At 42.3% G+C, this 19,753-nt stretch carries 23 protein-coding genes; 22 read left to right on the forward strand and 1 reads right to left on the reverse strand.

Annotated elements, in window-relative coordinates; all coding sequences use genetic code 11:
- Positions 1-20: 20 nt before the first annotated feature.
- The 22 genes from FO440_RS08900 (at position 21) to FO440_RS09000 (ending at position 18,059) form a co-directional block, all read left to right on the forward strand.
- Positions 21-392, forward strand: coding sequence for an NADH-quinone oxidoreductase subunit A (locus FO440_RS08900; RefSeq protein ID WP_144247838.1), 372 nt, complete (start codon positions 21-23; stop codon positions 390-392).
- 161 nt (positions 393-553) lie between these two features.
- Positions 554-1,096, forward strand: a complete 543-nt coding sequence (locus tag FO440_RS08905) for an NADH-quinone oxidoreductase subunit B (RefSeq protein WP_144247839.1) — start codon at positions 554-556, stop codon at positions 1,094-1,096.
- The gene (locus FO440_RS08910; protein ID WP_144247840.1) at positions 1,096-1,599 is read left to right on the forward strand and encodes an NADH-quinone oxidoreductase subunit C; all 504 of its coding nucleotides are present in this window, start codon (positions 1,096-1,098) and stop codon (positions 1,597-1,599) included. The genes FO440_RS08905 and FO440_RS08910 overlap by 1 nt, the downstream gene beginning before the upstream one ends.
- Before the next feature lie 3 nt (positions 1,600-1,602).
- Complete coding sequence (locus FO440_RS08915; protein ID WP_144247841.1) at positions 1,603-2,814, forward strand: NADH-quinone oxidoreductase subunit D; 1,212 nt, start codon at positions 1,603-1,605, stop codon at positions 2,812-2,814.
- Complete coding sequence (locus FO440_RS08920; RefSeq protein WP_144247842.1) at positions 2,807-3,331, forward strand: NADH-quinone oxidoreductase subunit NuoE family protein; 525 nt, start codon at positions 2,807-2,809, stop codon at positions 3,329-3,331. The genes FO440_RS08915 and FO440_RS08920 overlap by 8 nt, the downstream gene beginning before the upstream one ends.
- 11 nt (positions 3,332-3,342) lie before the next feature.
- Positions 3,343-3,522 carry a hypothetical protein gene (locus tag FO440_RS08925; RefSeq protein ID WP_144247843.1) on the forward strand — a complete coding sequence of 60 codons (180 nt, stop codon included), beginning with the start codon at positions 3,343-3,345 and terminating at the stop codon, positions 3,520-3,522.
- Between the two features lie 17 nt (positions 3,523-3,539).
- Positions 3,540-3,710 carry a hypothetical protein gene (locus FO440_RS24380; protein WP_186292607.1) on the forward strand — a complete coding sequence of 57 codons (171 nt, stop codon included), beginning with the start codon at positions 3,540-3,542 and terminating at the stop codon, positions 3,708-3,710.
- A gap of 1 nt (position 3,711) precedes the next feature.
- Positions 3,712-5,085, forward strand: coding sequence for an NADH-quinone oxidoreductase subunit NuoF (gene nuoF, locus FO440_RS08930; protein WP_144247844.1), 1,374 nt, complete (start codon positions 3,712-3,714; stop codon positions 5,083-5,085).
- A 126-nt stretch (positions 5,086-5,211) separates the two neighbouring features.
- Complete coding sequence (locus FO440_RS08935) at positions 5,212-6,210, forward strand: 2Fe-2S iron-sulfur cluster-binding protein (protein ID WP_144247845.1); 999 nt, start codon at positions 5,212-5,214, stop codon at positions 6,208-6,210.
- Complete coding sequence (gene nuoH / locus FO440_RS08940) at positions 6,210-7,244, forward strand: NADH-quinone oxidoreductase subunit NuoH (protein ID WP_144247846.1); 1,035 nt, start codon at positions 6,210-6,212, stop codon at positions 7,242-7,244. Before FO440_RS08935 ends, nuoH begins: the two co-directional genes overlap by 1 nt.
- 1 nt (position 7,245) lies before the next feature.
- Positions 7,246-7,743, forward strand: a complete 498-nt coding sequence (locus FO440_RS08945; RefSeq protein ID WP_144247847.1) for a NuoI/complex I 23 kDa subunit family protein — start codon at positions 7,246-7,248, stop codon at positions 7,741-7,743.
- A gap of 62 nt (positions 7,744-7,805) precedes the next feature.
- A complete protein-coding gene (locus FO440_RS08950) occupies positions 7,806-8,306 on the forward strand; it encodes an NADH-quinone oxidoreductase subunit J family protein (protein ID WP_144247848.1) in 501 nt (166 codons plus the stop codon).
- An 11-nt stretch (positions 8,307-8,317) separates the two neighbouring features.
- Complete coding sequence (nuoK, locus tag FO440_RS08955; protein ID WP_394348361.1) at positions 8,318-8,635, forward strand: NADH-quinone oxidoreductase subunit NuoK; 318 nt, start codon at positions 8,318-8,320, stop codon at positions 8,633-8,635.
- Between the two features lie 101 nt (positions 8,636-8,736).
- A complete protein-coding gene (nuoL, locus tag FO440_RS08960) occupies positions 8,737-10,641 on the forward strand; it encodes an NADH-quinone oxidoreductase subunit L (protein WP_144247850.1) in 1,905 nt (634 codons plus the stop codon).
- A gap of 1 nt (position 10,642) precedes the next feature.
- Positions 10,643-12,109 (forward strand): complex I subunit 4 family protein, encoded by a 1,467-nt coding sequence (locus tag FO440_RS08965; RefSeq protein WP_144247851.1) that lies wholly within the window; start codon positions 10,643-10,645, stop codon positions 12,107-12,109.
- A 2-nt stretch (positions 12,110-12,111) separates the two neighbouring features.
- The gene (locus tag FO440_RS08970) at positions 12,112-13,494 is read left to right on the forward strand and encodes an NADH-quinone oxidoreductase subunit N (protein WP_144247852.1); all 1,383 of its coding nucleotides are present in this window, start codon (positions 12,112-12,114) and stop codon (positions 13,492-13,494) included.
- Between the two features lie 57 nt (positions 13,495-13,551).
- Positions 13,552-14,187, forward strand: coding sequence for a DedA family protein (locus FO440_RS08975; RefSeq protein ID WP_144247853.1), 636 nt, complete (start codon positions 13,552-13,554; stop codon positions 14,185-14,187).
- Between the two features lie 19 nt (positions 14,188-14,206).
- On the forward strand, positions 14,207-14,752 hold the full coding sequence (locus FO440_RS08980; RefSeq protein ID WP_144247854.1) for an inorganic diphosphatase: 546 nt from the start codon (positions 14,207-14,209) through the stop codon (positions 14,750-14,752).
- A 7-nt stretch (positions 14,753-14,759) separates the two neighbouring features.
- Positions 14,760-16,103, forward strand: a complete 1,344-nt coding sequence (locus FO440_RS08985; RefSeq protein WP_144247855.1) for a hemolysin family protein — start codon at positions 14,760-14,762, stop codon at positions 16,101-16,103.
- An 11-nt stretch (positions 16,104-16,114) separates the two neighbouring features.
- A complete protein-coding gene (locus tag FO440_RS08990; protein ID WP_144247856.1) occupies positions 16,115-16,822 on the forward strand; it encodes a 16S rRNA (uracil(1498)-N(3))-methyltransferase in 708 nt (235 codons plus the stop codon).
- Between the two features lie 69 nt (positions 16,823-16,891).
- The gene (locus FO440_RS08995) at positions 16,892-17,554 is read left to right on the forward strand and encodes a DUF4159 domain-containing protein (RefSeq protein ID WP_144247857.1); all 663 of its coding nucleotides are present in this window, start codon (positions 16,892-16,894) and stop codon (positions 17,552-17,554) included.
- A gap of 4 nt (positions 17,555-17,558) precedes the next feature.
- Positions 17,559-18,059 carry a biotin/lipoyl-containing protein gene (locus FO440_RS09000; RefSeq protein ID WP_144247858.1) on the forward strand — a complete coding sequence of 167 codons (501 nt, stop codon included), beginning with the start codon at positions 17,559-17,561 and terminating at the stop codon, positions 18,057-18,059.
- 58 nt (positions 18,060-18,117) lie between these two features.
- On the opposite strand, the gene FO440_RS09005 is transcribed toward FO440_RS09000, so the two are convergent.
- On the reverse strand, positions 18,118-19,698 hold the full coding sequence (locus FO440_RS09005) for an SUMF1/EgtB/PvdO family nonheme iron enzyme (protein ID WP_144247859.1): 1,581 nt from the start codon (positions 19,696-19,698) through the stop codon (positions 18,118-18,120).
- Positions 19,699-19,753: the final 55 nt, after the last annotated feature.

Genomic DNA, 19,753 nt, shown 5'->3' on the forward strand with positions numbered 1-19,753 from the left:
CCATTTGTATATTTGCACCCATGGAAGTACAAAGTTTACCTGTCAATTATTTACCTATCATTTTTCAGATGATAGTTGCTATTGGGTTTGTGGTTGGTACCATGTTTGTAACACACAAAATTGGCCCTAAGCGTGTAACTAAAGATAAATTAACCCCATTCGAATCAGGTATCGAAGTTATAGGTAATGCGCGTACACCCATATCTATCAAATACTTTTTGGTGGCTATCCTGTTTGTACTGTTTGACGTTGAAGTAATATTTATGTACCCGTGGGCAGTAAACTTTAAAGACCTTGGTATGGATGGTATGCTTGAGATGTTTATTTTCATGGCTACCCTGTTGCTTGGCTTTATCTACGTTATTAAAAAAGGCGCTTTAAACTGGGATTAATTACCGGGGTACACACGGCATATACCCGTTGGATGGTATTTGTTTAGAATAATTCTAAATATATTTCCTGTCGTTAATAGTGTACTATATACAATGTTTTTTATCATAAATTTGCGCTTTCTATCCATTGTTTTGGATAAGAATTTGTAGTAATAGATTTCATGAGTGATATTCAAATAGTTGGTGCTCCTGCCGGTGTAGAGGGATCAGGATTTTTTGCTACTTCGCTGGATAAAGCGGTAGGTTTAGCCCGTGCAAATTCTTTATGGCCATTACCTTTTGCAACCTCATGCTGCGGTATTGAGTTTATGGCTACCATGGCTTCACATTATGATTTGTCAAGATTTGGTGCAGAGCGTTTAAGCTTTTCGCCGCGCCAGGCAGATCTTTTGATGGTTATGGGTACCATAGCCAAAAAAATGGGCCCGGTATTGCGCCAGGTTTACCTGCAAATGGCCGAGCCGCGCTGGGTTATGGCAGTAGGAGCATGCGCGTCAAGCGGTGGCATATTTGATACTTACTCTGTTTTACAGGGTATAGATGAAATTATACCGGTTGATGTTTATGTGCCGGGATGCCCGCCACGCCCTGAAGCTATTATTGATGGCTTTATGCATATCCAGGAATTGGTTAAAACAGAATCAGGCCGCAGGCGTAATTCGCCCGAATACCAAACACTATTAGCTTCATACGGAATTCAGTAATGGGTAAAATAACTAACGAAGAGCTTTTAACAAGCATCAATAGTAAATTTGAAGGACAAGTAACCGTAGTTGGCGAGCCATATGGCTTACTGACCGTAGAAACCACTCCTGAAAATATCATCGCGCTGTTAAGCTTTATAAAAAACGACCCGGCCCTTCAATTCATTTTTTTGACAGATATTACGGCCATACATTATCCTGAACAGGAAAAAGCTATCGGCGTAATTTACCATATCCACAGCCTTGTAAATAACCTGCGTTTACGCGTTAAGGTGTTTATTGACGGCGTTAATTGCCATATCCCAACTGCAACCACAGTGTGGGAGGGTGCTAACTGGATGGAGCGCGAAACGTATGACTTCTTTGGGGTTATATTTGACGGCCACCCGGATTTACGCAGAATATTAAATGTTGACGACATGACGGCCTTCCCGATGAGAAAAGAGTTCCCGCTGGAAGATCCTAACCGTGTTGATAAAAAAGATTATTTTTTCGGAAGATAAAAGATGCAGAACCATCCGGTATATACAGATAACGATCCGCAGAACGAACTATCGACCCTTAACTTAGGGCCAACACACCCGGCTACGCATGGTGTGTTCCAAAACGTACTGCAGTTAGATGGCGAAAGAATTGTTAGCGGCGTATCTACCATCGGGTACATTCACCGCGCTTTCGAGAAAATTGCCGAACACAGGCCATTTTACCAGATAACCCCATTAACAGACCGCTTAAACTATTGCTCGTCGCCTATTAATAATATTGGTTGGCATATGACGGTTGAAAAGCTGTTAGGCATCACCACGCCAAAGCGTGTAGATTATCTGCGCGTAATTGTAATGGAGTTGGCCCGTATAGCCGATCACATTGTTTGTAACGGTGTATTGGGTGTTGATACCGGCGCGTTTACAGGTTTCCTGTACATGATGGAATACCGCGAATCTATCTACGAAATTTATGAAGAAGTTTGCGGCTCGCGCTTAACTACCAATATTGGCCGGATAGGCGGTTTTGAGCGTAATTTCAATACCATTGCTTTTGCCAAGCTGCGTAAGTTTTTGGTTGATTTCCCTAAGACATTAAAAGAGTTTGAATCGCTGTTTAACCGTAACCGCATATTTGTCGACCGTACTAAGGATGTAGCTGCTGTTACTGCCGAAGACGCGTTAGCATATAGCTGGAGCGGCCCGCTGTTGCGTGCTGCCGGTGTAGACTATGATGTAAGGGCCATGAACCCGTATTCATCGTACGAAGATTTTGATTTTGAAGTGCCTGTAGGTACTAATGGTGATGTTTATAACCGTTTCTTAGTGCGTAACGAAGAAATGTGGCAAAGCCTGCGCCTGATAGAGCAGGCATTAGTAAAGCTGGAAAAAGAGCCTAAGGATATTTTCCACGCTGATGTACCTGAATTTTACCTGCCTCCAAAAGAGGAAGTATACAATAACATGGAAGCCCTGATCTATCACTTTAAAATTGTGATGGGCGAGATACCTACCCCTGCTACCGAAGTGTATCACTCGGTTGAGGGCGCTAACGGCGAGTTAGGTTTTTACCTGGTGAACGATGGCGGACGCTCGCCTTACCGTTTGCATTTCCGCAGGCCAAGTTTTATTAATTACCAGATGTACGCACCCATGAGTAAGGGTATGCTACTGTCTGACGCGATTATTAACATGAGTAGTTTAAACGTTATAGCCGGAGAATTAGATGCTTAGAGTTGAAGATACCGTACAAGTTCCGGTTGAATTTTCGGCCGCATTAGTAGCTCAGTTTGATGATATTGTAAGCCGTTATCCTGAAGGTAAGCAAAAATCGGCCTTGTTGCCAATACTGCACTTAGTGCAGGCTGAATTTGGGTGGACAAGCCCGCAGGCAATGGATAAAGTTGCCGAGTACCTGAAACTGCAGCCTATTGAAGTTTATGAGGTAGCCTCATTTTACAGCATGTATTTTTTACGCCCGCAAGGTAAATATGTTTTAGAGGTTTGCCGTACCGGGCCATGCTGCCTGGTAGGTGCCGAAAAAATCATGGACCATATTGAGCAGCAATTAGGCGTTAAAGAAGGCGAAGTTACTGCCGATGGCCTGTTTAGCTGGCGCGGGGTTGAGTGTTTGGCGGCGTGTGGTTTTGCACCTGTCTTGCAAATTGGCCCTGAATATACCTTTTATGAAAAATTGACCAATGAGTCTGTCGATCAGCTGATAGCAGATTTAAAGGCGAGAGGAAAATAATTACAAATGGAATGGACAATGCAAATCTGATATTAGGAGATTCATTATTTGCATTAGGTTTAATTTTAGTGTTTGTAACTGGCGGATTAAAAGAGAACGGCATTATACTGGTGCCGTTGCTGGTTGTAGCATTTGCCAGTTGTGTGGTAAGACATATTAATTATTATAACGAAACCGGGAGATATTTTTAAAGCGAATGACAAGAACGATGATGATATTAAGGGACGTAGCATACGCAATACTTGTAGTATTGTTATTGTTACCTGTAAGCCCGTTGCCATTATCACTTACCGTACGCGTGCTGATAGCGGCTTTGGCTGTTGCTACACGGGTATGGCAACACATTACTTATTACAAGCAAACCGGTAAAATATACTAAGATGGGACGCAAATTACTTTTAGAACATATTAACGTACCCGGCATCAACACATTTGATGTGTACCGCTCAAAAGGTGGCTACGCATCTGTTGAGAAAGCTTTGAAGAAACTTACGCCCGATGAAGTGGTGGAAGAGGTTAAAAAGTCGGGTTTGCGTGGCCGTGGCGGTGCAGGTTTCCCTACCGGGATGAAATGGGGCTTTTTGGCCAAGCCTGAAGGCGTTGCCCGTTACCTGGTTTGTAACGCTGACGAATCTGAGCCCGGAACATTTAAAGACCGTTACCTGATGACCCATATCCCTCACTTACTAATTGAGGGAATGATAGTAGGCAGTTATGCTTTGGGCGCGGCTGTATCTTACATCTACGTTCGTGGTGAGATGATGCCGCAGATCCGCATCCTTGAAAAAGCCATTGCCGAAGCTAAAGTAGCAGGTTTCTTAGGAAAAAATATATTAGGCACAGGTTATAGCCTGGAATTATATGTACAGCCGGGTGGTGGTGCATATATCTGCGGGGAAGAAACCGCGCTTTTAGAATCACTGGAAGGTAAACGTGGTAACCCGCGTATCAAACCGCCATTCCCGGCTATTGCTGGTTTGTATGGCTGCCCTACAGTGGTAAATAATGTTGAATCAATTGCTGCTGTAGTGCCTATCATAAATGATGGCGGCGAGGAGTATGCTAAAATAGGTATCGGCCGTAGCACAGGTACCAAATTGATCTCTGCAGGTGGTAACCTGGTTAAACCCGGTGTTTACGAGATAGACCTTGGGTTGCCTGTTGAAGAATTTTTATACAGCGATGAGTATTGCGGTGGTATAGCCAATGGTAAACGCTTAAAAGCGGTTGTTGCAGGCGGATCATCTGTACCTATTCTGCCGGCTAACCTGTTCATGAAAACCATTAACGGCGATGCCCGCCTGATGAGCTATGAATCTTTGTCAGACGGTGGTTTCGTTAGCGGTAGTATGATGGGTTCAGGCGGTTTCATTGCTTTTGATGAAGACCAGTGTATTGTTAGAAACACCTGGAACTTTGCCCGTTTTTATCACCATGAAAGCTGCGGACAATGTTCGCCTTGCCGTGAGGGTACAGGATGGATGGAGAAAGTATTGCACCGTTTAGAGAACGGACATGGCAGCATGAGCGATATGGACCTGTTGGTTGATGTATCTAAAAAGATTGAAGGTAATACCATTTGCCCGCTGGGTGATGCGGCAGCATGGCCTGTAGCCAGCGCTATTCGCCATTTCAGGGACGAGTTTGAGTGGCACGTGTCGCATGCAAGCGAAGCGGTTACCAGGAATTACGGATTAGCTCATTATGCTGATCCATTGCCGAAGCCTGAACCGAAACCGGAAGCAACGGCTTAAAAAATAACTGTCATTCTGAGCGACAGCGAAGAATCTGCGAATAATGCAAACGCCGCATGGCAGATGCTTCGTACCCTCAGCATGACAAGAAGATTAAATAGAAAACTTGACTAAGATAAGGTGTCAATGAAAGTTACAATAGACGGAATATCAGTAGAAGTACCGGACGGAACATCCATCCTAAACGCCGCAAGGATAATAGGTGGTGATGTGGTGCCGCCTGCTATGTGCTATTATTCTAAACTGGCCGGTAGTGGTGGTAAATGCCGCACCTGTTTGGTAAAGGTGAGCAAAGGATCAGAGAAAGACCCGCGCCCTATGCCTAAACTGGTAGCTTCATGCCGTACCAACGTAATGGACGGTATGGAAGTGCAAAACCTTACCTCGCCCGAAGTTATTGAGGCGCGTAAAGGTGTGGTTGAAATGTTATTGATCAATCACCCGCTTGATTGCCCGGTATGTGACCAGGCCGGCGAGTGCCATTTACAGGATCTTGGCTTTGAACATGGTGCAGTTAAAACCCGTTATGAGTTTGACCGCCGTACCTTCAACAAAATTGATATCGGCGATAAGATCCAGCTGCACATGACGCGCTGCATACTTTGCTACCGTTGTGTTTATACTGCCGACCAGATCACCGATCATCGTATCCACGGTATCCTGAACAGGGGCGACCATTCTGAAATCTCAACTTACATACAAGCGGCAGTTGATAACGATTTCTCTGGAAACGTTATTGATGTTTGCCCGGTAGGCGCGTTAACTGATAAGACATTCCGTTTTAAAAACCGTGTTTGGTTTACCAAGCCGGTTGATGCCCACCGCGATTGCGATCACGAAAAATGCAATGGTAAGGTAACGCTTTGGTATAAAGGCGAAGACGTGATCCGCGTTACAGCACGTAAAGACGTGTATGGCGAGGTTGAAGAATTTATTTGCAACACCTGCCGTTTTGATAAAAAGAAAACTGCCGATTGGGTAATTGAAGGCCCGCGCAAGATCTCGCATCACTCGGTTATCAGCTCAAATCATTACGAGACTTTAAAACCACTGCCGGTTGTTAAAACCAACCCGGTATTGCAAGAGGCTAATAAAACACAATTTGAACGCGAAACACGCTTATAATGGAATTAGCAGACATCATAGTTAAATTTATATTAGTTGTTATCATCTTCGCGATAAGCCTGGTGGTAGCAATGTATTCTACCTATGCCGAACGTAAATTGGCAGCATTTTTCCAGGACCGTGTAGGCCCTAACCGCGCAGGCCCGTGGGGCATATTACAACCCCTTGCCGATGGTGGTAAAATGTTTTTGAAAGAAGAGATCATCCCAACCAATGCCAGCGGTTTTCTGTTTATCGTGGGCCCGTCACTGGCTATCATGACCGCCTGTATCGGCTCGGCAGTTATTCCATGGGGGCAAAAACTGGTAATTGGCGCACACGTAATTGACCTGCAGGTTGCAGATATTAACGTAGGGATACTTTATATTTTCGGTGTGGTATCATTAGGTGTTTATGGCATTATGATAGGTGGCTGGGCATCAAACAACAAATATTCATTGTTAGGTGCTATCCGTGCTGCATCGCAAAATATCAGCTATGAAATTTCAATGGGTTTATCCATCATAGCATTGTTATTGGTTACCGGTACTTTAAGCTTACGCGAAATTGCCGAACAGCAACATGGCTGGCACTGGAATGTATTGTATCAGCCGGTTGGCTTTATCCTGTTCCTGATCTGTGCATTTGCCGAAACTAACCGCTCGCCTTTTGACTTGCCTGAGTGCGAAACCGAATTAGTAGGCGGTTACCATACCGAGTATTCGTCAATGAAACTAGGTTTCTATCTGTTTGCAGAATACATTAACATGTTCATATCATCGGCAGTAATGGTTACACTTTACTGGGGCGCTTACAACTATCCGTTTATGGATACTGTTGCCGCCAGCGTGGGCCCAAATGCTGCTGTAATACTGGGCGTTGTTTTAATGTTCGCCAAGATATTTTTATTCATATTCTTTTTCATGTGGGTACGCTGGACGATCCCGCGTTTCCGCTATGATCAGTTAATGGACCTGGGTTGGAAAACATTAATTCCATTGGCTATAGCCAATATAGTTGTAACCGGTATAGTTATTACTTTAATAAACAGATAAGATGGAATCGTTAAGTAATAAAAGAAAAGAAGTTAATAATAAGCCACTGAACTTTTTAGAACGTGCTTACCTGCCTGCTATAGGGCAAGGTTTGTTAATCACCATGAAGCACTTCTGGAAAAAACCAGTTACCATTGCGTACCCGGAAGAAAAACGTGAATTTTCTGAGAACTTCCGTGGCATGCACTCGCTTAAACGCGATGAGAATGGTAAAGAGCGTTGCACAGCCTGCGGTTTATGCGCGCTGTCATGCCCTGCCGAAGCGATCACCATGACCGCGGCAGAACGCCAGCCCGGAGAAGAAAATTTATATCGCGAAGAAAAATACGCGGCTGTTTATGAAATTAACATGCTGCGCTGTATTTTTTGCGGCCTTTGTGAAGAAGCCTGCCCTAAAGAAGCTATTTATTTAGATGGTGATATTGTACCGTCTGACTATTTAAGGAAAGATTTTATTTACGGCAAAGACAAATTAGTTGAGGCCCCGTTAAATCAATAAAGAAGTTTTATACCTTTGCCCATCTTAATTTAAAAGGCAGGGTATTTTGTAATAGATAACAAATGAATACATTTTACTTCATCGCGTTTTTATCCGTATTCTTCTCCATTTTGGTGATCTCTGCCAAAAATCCGGTGCATAGCATACTTTACCTGATATTAACGTTCTTCACGTTCACTATTCACTATATTTTACTGAACGCGCAGTTTCTGGCCATAGTAAACTTTATAGTTTACATGGGCGCTATACTGGTATTGTTCCTATATACGCTGATGCTGATGAACCTGAACAAAGATTCAGAACAGCCTAAATCAAGCCTGGTAAAAATAGCGGCAGTAATTGGCGGCGGTTGCTTTTTAATTACCATTATAGCAGCGGTAAAAGCATTAGCACCGTCTGACTATGTTGTTCTTAAAGATACCAACTTAGGTTTGGTAAAAAACCTGGGGAAAACATTATTTAACGAATATTTATTGCCTTTTGAGGTATCATCTGTATTGCTGTTATCGGCAATGGTTGGTGCCGTTTTACTGGCTACTAAAGATCCAAAAGCTACAGCATAATGGGAGATTTAATGAGTACCATACAATCCGTGCCGCTTAACGCATATATTCTATTAAGCTCGGTTATATTTTCAATAGGTGTTATTGGTGTGTTAGTACGCCGCAACGCTATCGTAATATTTATGTCGGTTGAGTTGATGCTGAACGCGGTGAACCTGTTATTAACAGCTTTCTCGGTTTATTTAGGCGATGCAAGCGGACAGGTTTTTGTATTTTTTATAATGGCGCTGGCCGCTGCAGAAGTAGCAATAGGCCTGGCCATTATTGTAATGATCTATCGCAACACTAACTCGATAGACATTAATGTGCTGAACAGGTTGAAATGGTAAAAGCCCCCTGCCCCCTGAAGGGGGAGTATGAGGAGCATATAAAATAATATAAAAAAACTCTTGTTCCCCCTTTAGGGGATTAGGGGGCAGAATACAACAAAATGGAGAAATACATCTGGCTTATTCCTTTATTACCGTTAGCCGGTTTCGTTATTAACGGCCTTGGCCGCAATGTACTTTCAAAAGGCGTTATCGGCTTTATCGGTAGCCTGTTGGTTTTAATAGCTTTCGGGTTAAGTATCGGCGCTTTTTTTCAGGTTAAGTCATCAGGGCTACCTATCAATGCCGACCTGTTCACCTGGTTCTCTGTAGGAGGGTTACATGTTAATTTTTCTTTTTTGGTCGATCAGTTAAGTTCGATCATGTTACTGATCATCACCGGTGTAGGTTTCCTGATCCACCTGTATTCAATAGGCTATATGCATGACGATGATGGTTTCGGCAAGTTTTTCGCTTACCTTAACCTGTTTGTTTTCTTTATGCTTTTACTGGTATTAGGCTCAAACTACCTGGTAATGTTTATTGGCTGGGAAGGCGTAGGGCTTTGCTCTTATTTACTGATCGGTTTCTGGTATTCAAACCCAAGTTATGCAGACGCCGCCAAGAAAGCGTTCATCATGAACCGTATTGGCGACCTTGGATTTTTAATAGGCATATTCGTAATATTCAACACTTTTGGTAGCATAGCTTACGCCGATGTGTTCAGTAAAGCGGCACATACTCCGGGCGCGCCATTTGTACTGATCACTTTATTGTTATTTATAGGCGCTGTTGGTAAATCAGCACAATTGCCGTTGTTTACCTGGTTACCTGACGCTATGGCCGGCCCAACCCCGGTATCGGCATTGATACACGCTGCTACCATGGTTACAGCAGGTGTGTACATGATAGCACGCTCAAACATTTTATTTACGCTTGCGCCGCAAACAATGGAGGTTATTGCCATTATAGGTTTGGCTACTGCAGCATTCGCGGCGTTAATAGCCTTAACGCAAACAGATATTAAAAAGGTACTGGCTTATTCAACCGTATCGCAATTGGGTTATATGTTTTTAGGTTTAGGTGTTGGCGCTTATACCGGCGCATTCTTCCACGTATTAACGCACGCGTTCTTCAAAGCATTATTATTCCTGGGCGCAGGTTCTGTTATCCACGCCATGGGCGGCGAGCAGGATATGCGCAAAATGGGTGGCTTAGCCGGTAAGATCAAAATTACCTTTGTCACTATGCTTGTTGGTACTATCGCCATTGCAGGCATCCCACCATTTTCAGGTTTCTTTTCAAAAGACGAAATTCTGGCTGCGGCCTTTGCACATAGCACTACGTTTTATGTAGTGGGTGTTATTACCGCCATGCTTACCTCATTCTACATGTTCCGGATGATGTACCTTACTTTTTGGGGTAAATTCCGCGGGACACATGAGCAGGAACATCATTTACATGAGTCGCCGCCAAGTATGACCATCCCGTTAATTGTATTAGCTATATTATCTGCTATTGGCGGTATGATAGGCGTACCTGCAGTTATGGGCGGACATCACGAATTAGGCGCTTACCTTGCGCCGGTTTTTGAAGCATCGCACAAGATCCTGGGCGAGCACGAATTAAGCAGCAGCACAGAGTGGACCTTGATGGGCTTATCTGTTGGCGGCGCTTTAATTGCCATGATATACGCTTATGTAAAATATGTTAAAAGTGCTGATGTACCGGTTGAAGATAGCGAAGAGCGTCCGTTACTGGCAAACCTGTCATACAATAAGTTTTATGTTGATGAGATCTATGATTTCCTGATCCGTAAACCACTTGATGCTTTATCAGGCTTCTTCTACAATGTTGTTGACCGCCTGGGTATTGATGGCCTGGTAAATGGTTTGGGTAAAGGTACAATTGAATCGAGCAAGGGCCTGCGTTTGTTACAGACGGGCAATGTCGGTTTTTATATATTTATGATGGTAGTTGGTATTGTTGCCATTTTACTATACAATTTAAATTTGTTTTCAAAATAAAATGACGGTTAGCATATTAATATTTTTGCCGGTACTTGCGGCGCTTGCTGTTCTCTTCTTTAAGAACGAAACTGCAAAACACGCGGCATTATTTTTCTCTGTTGTTGAACTGGCAATTGCAGGCGTTTTTCTGGCAAATTTTAAACCCGATGCCAGTACACAGTTTATAATCGATACTCCCTGGATACCTCAATTTAGTATTTATTTTGATGCCGGTATAGATGGTATAAGTATGGTAATGGTATTGCTTACTACCTTACTTGTCCCACTCATTATTTTAACTACTTATAAGCACCAATACAAAAACGCCAATGCCTTTTATGCCTTGATATTATTCATGCAGGCAGGTATGCTGGTTGTATTTACAGCCTTAGACGGTTTCTTGTTCTACGTAGGTTGGGAAGCGGCGCTGATACCTATTTATTTTATCTGCTCGCTTTGGGGCGGGGAGAACCGGGTGCGTATCACCATTAAGTTTTTCATATACACGTTTGCTGGTTCACTGTTTATGTTGCTGGGTATTATTTTTCTTTACATACAATCGCCAAACAGTAACTACGATCTGCATGACTTATATGCTGCCGTACAAAGCCAATATATAACTAACCGCCAGGGTGTAGTATTCTGGGCATTTTTCCTGGCATTTGCTATAAAGATGCCGTTGTTCCCGTTCCATACCTGGCAGCCGGATACTTATACCGAAGCGCCATCCGCAGGTACCATGATGTTATCAGGTATTATGCTAAAAATGGGTGTTTATGGTTGTATCAGGTGGTTGATCCCGATCACACCAATGGCTATGGTGACTTACCAGCACATGGTTATCATATTGGCAGTAATAGGAATTGTTTATGCTTCGGTTATTGCGTTTACGCAAACTGATGGTAAGCGTTTGGTAGCTTATTCATCAATAGCGCACGTTGGCTTGATCGCTGCGGGTATATTCGCCTGGAACGCGCAAGGTTTACAGGGATCTATGGTGCAAATGCTTAGCCACGGTATTAACGTGGTAGGGATGTTCTTTATATGGGATATTATAAGTAGCCGCTTAGGTACCCGTGATATTACTAAACTGGGCGGCATAGCTAAAGTTGCACCCAAGTTTGCGATCGCTTTTTTAATTATTGTGCTGGGCACAGTGGCATTACCATTAACAAACGGTTTTGTAGGCGAGTTTTTATTATTGAACAGTGTTTATCAATATAATATATGGTTTGCCGTTATTGCCGGCCTCACCATTATTTTTGGCGCGGTATATATGCTGAGGATGTACAAAAATGTAATGCAGGGCCAAACCAATGAACTGACCGCGACTTTTGCAGACGTTCATGGTTCAGAAAAAATTGTGCTGTGCATTATTTGCGTATTGATAATTAGCTTGGGGATCTATCCGCAGTTTATACTGCACATATCTTCAGCCGCGGTCGAAAATTTATTGCACACTGTAAAAATACCAGGTAAGTTTTAATCATGAATACTCTAATCGTCATATCTGTTTTACCTATAGTGCTATTGTATTTAGGTTTATATAAAATGCAAAAAGCATTGTTACCTGTAACTGTTATAGGGTTACTTGTTGCATTGGGTTTGGCAGTAGCAAAATGGCAGGATGCAGCTTTTGCCGCGCCTGAATACCACGGCATGATATTGTTTAATCAATTTTCTATCGCTTTTTCAGCTGTCGCTATTGTTTTAACTATACTAATACTATTACTTTCTAAAGGATATTTTGAAAAAATAAGTGACCACATAGCCGAGTATTATGCCATCATTTTATTCTCGCTTGCGGGCATAATTGTAATGGTTTCATATTATAACCTGACCATGTTATTTATCGGCATCGAAATCATGTCGGTAAGTTTATACATATTGGCAGGTATTAAAAAGAATGACTTTGCTTCAAACGAAGCCGCGTTAAAATACTTTTTAATGGGCGCGTTTTCTACCGGTTTTTTGCTGTTTGGCTTTACGTTGGTTTACGGCTCAACAGGTTCATTCGCGCTTGAAGGTATCCAGAAATGGGTATTAGATCATAACCAGATGCCTCCAATGTTGTGCACCGGGGTAATATTGATCCTGGTTGGTTTATGCTTTAAAGTAGGTGTGGCACCTTTCCACTTCTGGACACCAGACGTGTACGAAGGTTCACCGGCATTGATAACGGCATTCATGTCTACCGTATCAAAAACAGCCAGCTTCGCGGCATTTTTACGGTTGTTTTCAATATGCTTCCCACTAATCTCAAATATCTGGAGCCCGGCTTTGGTTATCGTAGCAATTTTGACCTTATTCATCGGTAACATAACCGCGCTTTACCAGCAAAGCTTTAAGCGCATGCTGGCTTATTCAAGTATATCGCACGCGGGTTATTTATTGTTCGCTATTGTGGGTTTAGGAGCAAGTTCTGCAAATACCATATTTGTTTACGCTACCGCTTATTCAATTGCCTCTATCGTGGCATTTGGGGCTTTAATATTGGTAACCCAGTCAACAGGAAGCGATAGCTTCGATAGCTTTAATGGCCTTGGCAAAAAGAATCCCTTTCTGGCTTTGGTAGTAACTATAGCTATGTTGTCGTTAGCAGGTATACCGCTTACCGCAGGCTTTATCGGTAAGTTTTTCACCTTTAACTTAATCATGCGCAAGTATTTGATATTACTGGCTATTGTAGCGGTTATTAACGCTATCATCAGTATATTTTATTACTTCAGGGTTATTGTGGCCATGTATTTTCGTGGCGAAGAACGTGAAGAGATCGTGGTGCCGCCGTACTATGTTTTTGTTTTAGGCTTCGCTGCTTTGGCAACAATAGTTATCGGTGTATATCCGCAGCTGATAAACGGACTTATTTAATCAGAAATCAAAATCCCGAAATTTGATATAATATTTGTAGTTTTACAAATATAGTGAATGGAAAATTTTTGGGAACACCTGCAAAATTTAACGGACGCTCAATCCATTTTAAGTAAGGGAGGGTTTTATTTCCTGCTTATAGTAGTTTTTGCTGAAACAGGTCTTTTTTTCGGTTTCTTTTTACCCGGGGATTATTTGTTATTCCTGGCAGGCCTGTTATGTTCTTCAGGGATGATTGATGTATCATTAGGTACATTGGTTTTATCTGTTATAGTTGCCGGTATTTTAGGCAACTACACCGGTTACTGGTTTGGTTATCGAACGGGGCCGGTATTATTCAGCAAAAACGATTCATTGTTCTTTAAAAAGCGTTATGTAACACTGGCCGAAGAGTTTTACGCAAAACACGGCGGTATGGCATTAGTTTTAGGCAGATTTTTCCCTATAATAAGAACTTTTGCGCCTATCTTTGCAGGTGTAGTGAAAGTGGATTTTAAAAAATTTACCATCTACAATCTGGCAGGCAGCATAACGTGGGTAAATACATTCATATTATCCGGTTATTTTTTGGGGAGGCGATACCCTCAACTTAAGGACTATCTGCAATATGTAGTGTTAGGATTAATAATAGTTACAACAATTCCGCTTGTTTTTGCTTTCTTTAAAAAACGATTGGCAAGCAGCGATAAATAAAAACAACATAAAAGAATAAATGAGCACACAACATCCCTGGCACCAGGTTTCTCCGGGTGATAACGTACCCGAAATTGTAAATGCTATCATTGAGATCCCTAAAGGCTCAAAAGCAAAATATGAAATTGATAAAGAATCTGGTTTATTAAAACTAGACCGCGTATTATTTTCATCTGTAATGTACCCTGCTAACTATGGCTTTATCCCGCAAACTTATTGTGATGATAAAGATCCATTGGATATCTTGGTTCTTTGCTCGATAGATGTATTCCCAATGTCTATCATTGAGGCAAAAGTTATTGGCGTAATGCACATGGTTGATAATGGCGAGCAGGATGATAAAATTATAGCGGTTGCTAAAAATGACCAGTCCGTAAATTATATTAATGATTTGAACGAGCTGCCTCCGCATGCTATGAAAGAGATAGTACGTTTCTTTAAAGATTACAAGGCGCTTGAAGATAAAAAGGTAACGATTGAGCATATGCTTGGCAAAAAATATGCCTATAAAGTAATTAATGAAAGTTTAGAACTTTATAAGTCTACTTTCCCTGTGTACCAATAATTAGTAAATGGGCCCCGAAACGCACGACATAAATGGTTATTCTATACTCCTAACCTTTTTACTGGTTTTACTGAACGGCTTTTTTGTTGCTGCCGAGTTTGCATTGGTTCGCGTTCGCGGATCGCAGATCGAGATCAAAGCTAAAGCGGGCAGTCGTATTGCCAAAGTTACTCGGGGCATAGTTGCTAACCTGGATGGTTACCTTGCTGCAACACAGTTGGGAATTACTATAGCCTCATTGGGCCTTGGTGTTATTGGAGAGGAAGTATTTAGCAATGTAGTACTAAGAGGCTTTCAGTCTATAGGAATTGATATTTCATCGAGTTTTGTTAATACATCAGGGCACGTTGTCGCCTTTATATTCATCACGGTATTAAGCATTGTATTTGGTGAACTGGCACCTAAAACGCTGGCTATCCAAAGATCGGTGCGTACTGCTTTGGCAGTATCTGGCCCATTAAGAATCTTCTTTATTGTTTTCAGGCCCATTATATGGGTGCTTAACGCCTTCGCCAATTTTATTTTGAGGCTGATAGGTATTAATATTATTCCGGGCCATGAAGCGCACCATAGCTCGGAGGAATTGCAGTATTTGTTAGAGCAAGGCAAGGAAACCGGCGCTATAGATTCGAGCGAACATGAACTGATCCAGAATGTGTTTGAGTTTAACGAGCGCGTGGTAAAAAATATCATGGTGCCCCGTACTAAGATATCAGGTATTGAGGTAAGCACGCCTAAAGATGAATTGCTAAATATCCTGATCACAGAAGGTTATTCGCGCTTGCCTGTTTATGACGAGGTGATCGACAAGATAGTTGGTATAGTACATGCCAAGGATATCCTGCCGCTGCTGGCACGTAATGAGGAGATAGTTTTAAAAGATATTATCCGCAAGCCATACTTTATCCCAGAAACAAAAAAGATCAACGATCTGATGGCCGAACTGCAGCAAAAGCGCATCCAGATAGCCATTGTATCTGACGAGTTTGGCGGTACTGCCGGCATGGTTACGCTTGAAGATATTGTTGAAGAACTGGTAGGCGAGATCCAGGATGAATATGATGAGGAAAAGCCGATTGTTGAGGCGTTAAATGAGCGTGAGTTTATTGTAAACGCCCTTGCGCCGATATATGATGTGAATGGCCACTTACCGCATGACCTGCCTGAAGACGGCGATTTTGATACTGTATCAGGTTGGCTTGGCGATATTTTTGGCAAGATCCCTGACGTTGGAGAGCAAAAGGAAGCGAATGGCTATAACATCACCGTATTAAAAAAATCTGATCAAAACATTGAGTCGGTTAAGTTAGAGCTTTTGCTAAACGAAGAAGATACGGTAGATTTACACTAATCTGCTTGCCAATGCATCTTTTTCATACACCCGATATTGCCCCAACACATCCACAATACTTTCTTAACGAAGAAGAAAGCAAACACGCCGTACGTGTTTTGCGCTTAGAAGTTGGCGCAGAAGTGCAGCTGATTGACGGGAAGGGTGGTTTATACACCGCCCAAATTAAAGACGCGCACCCAAAGCGCGTTATCCTGCAAATTACCAATGTTGTAACCGGTTATAATAAACGTAACCATTACTTACACATTGCCATTGCGCCTACAAAGAATCTGGACAGGCTGGAGTGGTTCCTTGAAAAAGCTACCGAAATAGGTATTGATGAGATCTCATTGATCATCTGCCAGCGGTCTGAGCGCAAGGAGGCTAAAACCGAACGCTTAAATAAAATAATTACATCAGCTATAAAACAATCGTTAAAGGCTTATCACCCGGTTTTAAATGAGCCGGTAGCATTTAATAAATTTTTATCCCAGCCGTTTGGAGGCCAGAAATTTATAGCCCATTGCGAGGATAGTGAAAAGACAAGCCTGAGCCATGATCTGCAAAAGCAAGACGGGTATTTGATATTGATCGGCCCTGAGGGTGATTTTTCGCCTGCCGAGATAGATGCCGCTTTGCATAACGGATATAAAGCCATAACTTTAGGTGAAAGCAGGTTGCGAACAGAAACCGCCGCACTGGAAGCTTGCTTTGAAGTGAATTTTTTGAACAGGTAAGGCCCCACCCAAACCCTCCCCGATAGGGAGGGCTTTAAAGAGGAGAGAGTCAAAGGATATTGAAACAAAATGAAAAAGGTTATCCATATAGTTTGTGCCGTTTTACTGCTGATCACTATCAGCAGCTTTAATGCGCCTACCTATAAAATGGCTAAGCTTAAATACAGTGGCGGGGGTGATTGGTATGGCGACAGGACCGCGTTGCCCAATCTGATCAAGTTTTGTAATGAAAATTTGAAAACCAATTTCCAGGCAGAGGATGATGTGGTTGAACCGGGCAGCGCCCAACTATTCAACTACCCGTTTGTTTTTATGACAGGGCATGGCAATGTTATTTTTACCGACCAGGAAGCTGGTAACCTGCGTAAGTATTTAACAGGCGGAGGCTTTTTACATATCGACGATAATTACGGGCTGGATAAGTTTGTAAGGCCCCAAATGAAAAAAGTATTCCCCGAGCTTGATTTTGTTGAATTACCCACCAATTATCCTATCTATCATCAAAAATATCCGTTCCCTAATGGTTTACCCAAGATCCATGAGCATGACGGTAAACGTCCACAAGGGTTTGGTCTGATATATAAGGGAAGGCTTGTTTGTTTTTACACCTATGAGTGCGATCTGGGTAATGGTTGGGAAGATTATGGAACCTATGCCGGCGACACCCAGGAAACCCGCTTAAAAGCGCTTAAAATGGGCGCCAATCTTGTTCAATACGTTTTAACGCAATAACAGTATGTATCAGCTAAAAATAAACGACAAATATGACTACACTGCTGACAGCAACGGCGAGGAAGTACTGATCAATAACTGTAAAGTTGAGGCTGATATTAAACAGTTAAGCCAGGGTACCTGGCATGTTATTGAACAATTGCGGTCATATAATGTGGAAGTGGTGAGCTTTGATAAAACTGCGAAGACGGCACAGATCCGTGTTAATAATAATATCTATAGTATCACAGCAAAAGACCGATTTGATGTGCTGCTTGAAAAAATGGGCATGAGTGGTTTAGCTGCCAATAAAATAAGCGAGCTCAAAGCCCCTATGCCTGGGTTGGTACTTAAGATCTTTGTTGAAGAAGGTATGGCAATAAAAAAAGGCGATAGCCTGATTATCCTTGAGGCCATGAAGATGGAGAATATCATAAAATCGCCGGTTGATACGGTGGTCAGATCGGTCAAAATAAAACCCGGAGATAAGGTAGAAAAAGGACAGATCTTATTGCAGTTCGCATAAAAAAAGAGGCCTGAATTTTCAAGCCTCTTTTTATATCTGAGATTAGTAAGTTATTAGCTTATTTAGCTTTTTTAACACTAAAGTGTGGTTTGCCTTGCGGGTGTATCTCTGGTGCGCCCACTAAGTCCATCGCGCAGCGGAAACCAACTTCTGCACTGGCATCGTCTTCATTTAAGAAACGACGGGTTGCAGGGTTTAACCAGTAAGCCATGTCATTCCATGAACCACCTTTGTAAACCTTAGAGTGGTCGCTTACCAAAGTAGTAGTACCGTATAAGCTGGTGTTAACCGTATCTAAAAATCCTCTCGCGTCGGCATTGTAAGCTTTACCTGCCAATGGATCTTTAGCGTTTGCCGGTACAGTTGTGTTAGTAGCAGCCTGTGCCTGTTGCGAAGCGATAAGGTCTGCATAAGACATTTTTTTAGCTGATTTTGCAGGATCCTTTATTGGGCGGCCATATTTGTCTTTTGCATATTTTCCGGTTGCCGGGTCAGCCAAACGTTTATCAGTAAATTGGTTACCACGGAAAGGGTTAAAATCATCCACATCGTCAAATGTCATCTGGCGATAGGTATCCTGTACCCACTCGTTAACATTACCGGCCATGTTATACAAACCAAAGTCGTTTGGCTGGTATGATCTTACCGGTGCAGTGATAAAGGCCTTGTCATTCAATGAACCACCAACACCACCGTTATCACCCTGTCCACGTTTAAAGTTGGCCAGAATTAAACCACGTGTAGCTTTTTTGGCAGAGCGTACGCCTAAGCCATTCCACGGATATATTTTACCGTCGGTAATATTTTCAAATTGGGTGTTACCTGCATAAGACAAAGCAGCATATTCCCACTCGGCTTCTGTAGGTAAGCGGTAAGCGGGTTTTAAAATACCATCCTCAACACGTACCGGCCTAACTGATTTTTTTGAACCTGCGGCAGGTTTTCCATTCAGATCAACCGGCATACCTTTACCATCAATACCTGTACCTCTAAACTGGTTGTTTAAATACATGTCTGTATTGAACGGTGTTTTTTGCGCATTAGCTGCAGTAGCGTTTTGATTAGCCTTGCCGCTTTTAGGGTTAACAATTACGTTTTTTTGTTGCAAAATATATTCGTTCATCCTGTCTGTACGCCAAACACAATAATCCTGTGCCTGGTCCCAGGTAACGCCAACTACAGGATAATCCTGGAAAGCCGGGTGACGTAAATAGTTATTAACGTAAGGCTCGTTGTATGACAAAGGCCTGCGCCATACTAATGTATCAGGCAGTGCATTATAATATAATTCATGATCTGTAGGGAAGGTAGTTTGGATCCAGTGTAAATAATCCAGCCAATCCTGGTTAGATACTTCCGTTTCATCCATGTAGAAAGCGGGTATGGTTACACGCTTACGTACGTTGTTATATTCGTAATTAACATCCTGATCTGCACTGCCGCCTAATACAAATGTACCGCCTTCAATAGCAACCAGACCCGGTCCCGGTGAAGGGTGGGTTTGCCTGAATTTTTGGTAGCCGTATTTCTTATCATTATAAGGGATACCCGTTTTTTGCGACTTTTGATGTTTACAGCTACTCAACAATGTTCCGATACTCACTAGTACTAAAGCAGCATTAGTAAAAAGTATTTTCATATTTTTACAATTATATATAGGGGTAAATTTATAAATTTTAAATTAAATACTAAAC

The organism is Mucilaginibacter corticis (assembly GCF_007558865.1).
Lineage (GTDB): Bacteria > Bacteroidota > Bacteroidia > Sphingobacteriales > Sphingobacteriaceae > Mucilaginibacter > Mucilaginibacter corticis.

Excerpts from the sequence above, each read along its gene's own strand:
- FO440_RS08985 (WP_144247855.1), top strand. The coding sequence starts at position 14,760 with ATGGGCCCCGAAACGCACGACATAAATGGTTATTCTATACTCCTAACC.
- FO440_RS09000 (WP_144247858.1), top strand. The coding sequence starts at position 17,559 with ATGTATCAGCTAAAAATAAACGACAAATATGACTACACTGCTGACAGC.
- FO440_RS08900 (WP_144247838.1), top strand. The coding sequence starts at position 21 with ATGGAAGTACAAAGTTTACCTGTCAATTATTTACCTATCATTTTTCAG.
- FO440_RS08990 (WP_144247856.1), top strand. The coding sequence starts at position 16,115 with ATGCATCTTTTTCATACACCCGATATTGCCCCAACACATCCACAATAC.
- nuoF (WP_144247844.1), top strand. The coding sequence starts at position 3,712 with ATGGGACGCAAATTACTTTTAGAACATATTAACGTACCCGGCATCAAC.
- nuoH (WP_144247846.1), top strand. The coding sequence starts at position 6,210 with ATGGAATTAGCAGACATCATAGTTAAATTTATATTAGTTGTTATCATC.
- FO440_RS08950 (WP_144247848.1), top strand. The coding sequence starts at position 7,806 with ATGAATACATTTTACTTCATCGCGTTTTTATCCGTATTCTTCTCCATT.
- FO440_RS24380 (WP_186292607.1), top strand. The coding sequence starts at position 3,540 with ATGATGATATTAAGGGACGTAGCATACGCAATACTTGTAGTATTGTTA.
- FO440_RS09005 (WP_144247859.1), bottom strand. The coding sequence starts at position 19,698 with ATGAAAATACTTTTTACTAATGCTGCTTTAGTACTAGTGAGTATCGGA.
- FO440_RS08970 (WP_144247852.1), top strand. The coding sequence starts at position 12,112 with ATGAATACTCTAATCGTCATATCTGTTTTACCTATAGTGCTATTGTAT.
- FO440_RS08925 (WP_144247843.1), top strand. The coding sequence starts at position 3,343 with ATGGACAATGCAAATCTGATATTAGGAGATTCATTATTTGCATTAGGT.
- FO440_RS08935 (WP_144247845.1), top strand. The coding sequence starts at position 5,212 with ATGAAAGTTACAATAGACGGAATATCAGTAGAAGTACCGGACGGAACA.
- FO440_RS08905 (WP_144247839.1), top strand. The coding sequence starts at position 554 with ATGAGTGATATTCAAATAGTTGGTGCTCCTGCCGGTGTAGAGGGATCA.
- FO440_RS08975 (WP_144247853.1), top strand. The coding sequence starts at position 13,552 with ATGGAAAATTTTTGGGAACACCTGCAAAATTTAACGGACGCTCAATCC.
- nuoK (WP_394348361.1), top strand. The coding sequence starts at position 8,318 with ATGAGTACCATACAATCCGTGCCGCTTAACGCATATATTCTATTAAGC.
- FO440_RS08945 (WP_144247847.1), top strand. The coding sequence starts at position 7,246 with ATGGAATCGTTAAGTAATAAAAGAAAAGAAGTTAATAATAAGCCACTG.
- nuoL (WP_144247850.1), top strand. The coding sequence starts at position 8,737 with ATGGAGAAATACATCTGGCTTATTCCTTTATTACCGTTAGCCGGTTTC.
- FO440_RS08910 (WP_144247840.1), top strand. The coding sequence starts at position 1,096 with ATGGGTAAAATAACTAACGAAGAGCTTTTAACAAGCATCAATAGTAAA.
- FO440_RS08920 (WP_144247842.1), top strand. The coding sequence starts at position 2,807 with ATGCTTAGAGTTGAAGATACCGTACAAGTTCCGGTTGAATTTTCGGCC.
- FO440_RS08980 (WP_144247854.1), top strand. The coding sequence starts at position 14,207 with ATGAGCACACAACATCCCTGGCACCAGGTTTCTCCGGGTGATAACGTA.
- FO440_RS08915 (WP_144247841.1), top strand. The coding sequence starts at position 1,603 with ATGCAGAACCATCCGGTATATACAGATAACGATCCGCAGAACGAACTA.
- FO440_RS08995 (WP_144247857.1), top strand. The coding sequence starts at position 16,892 with ATGAAAAAGGTTATCCATATAGTTTGTGCCGTTTTACTGCTGATCACT.
- FO440_RS08965 (WP_144247851.1), top strand. The coding sequence starts at position 10,643 with ATGACGGTTAGCATATTAATATTTTTGCCGGTACTTGCGGCGCTTGCT.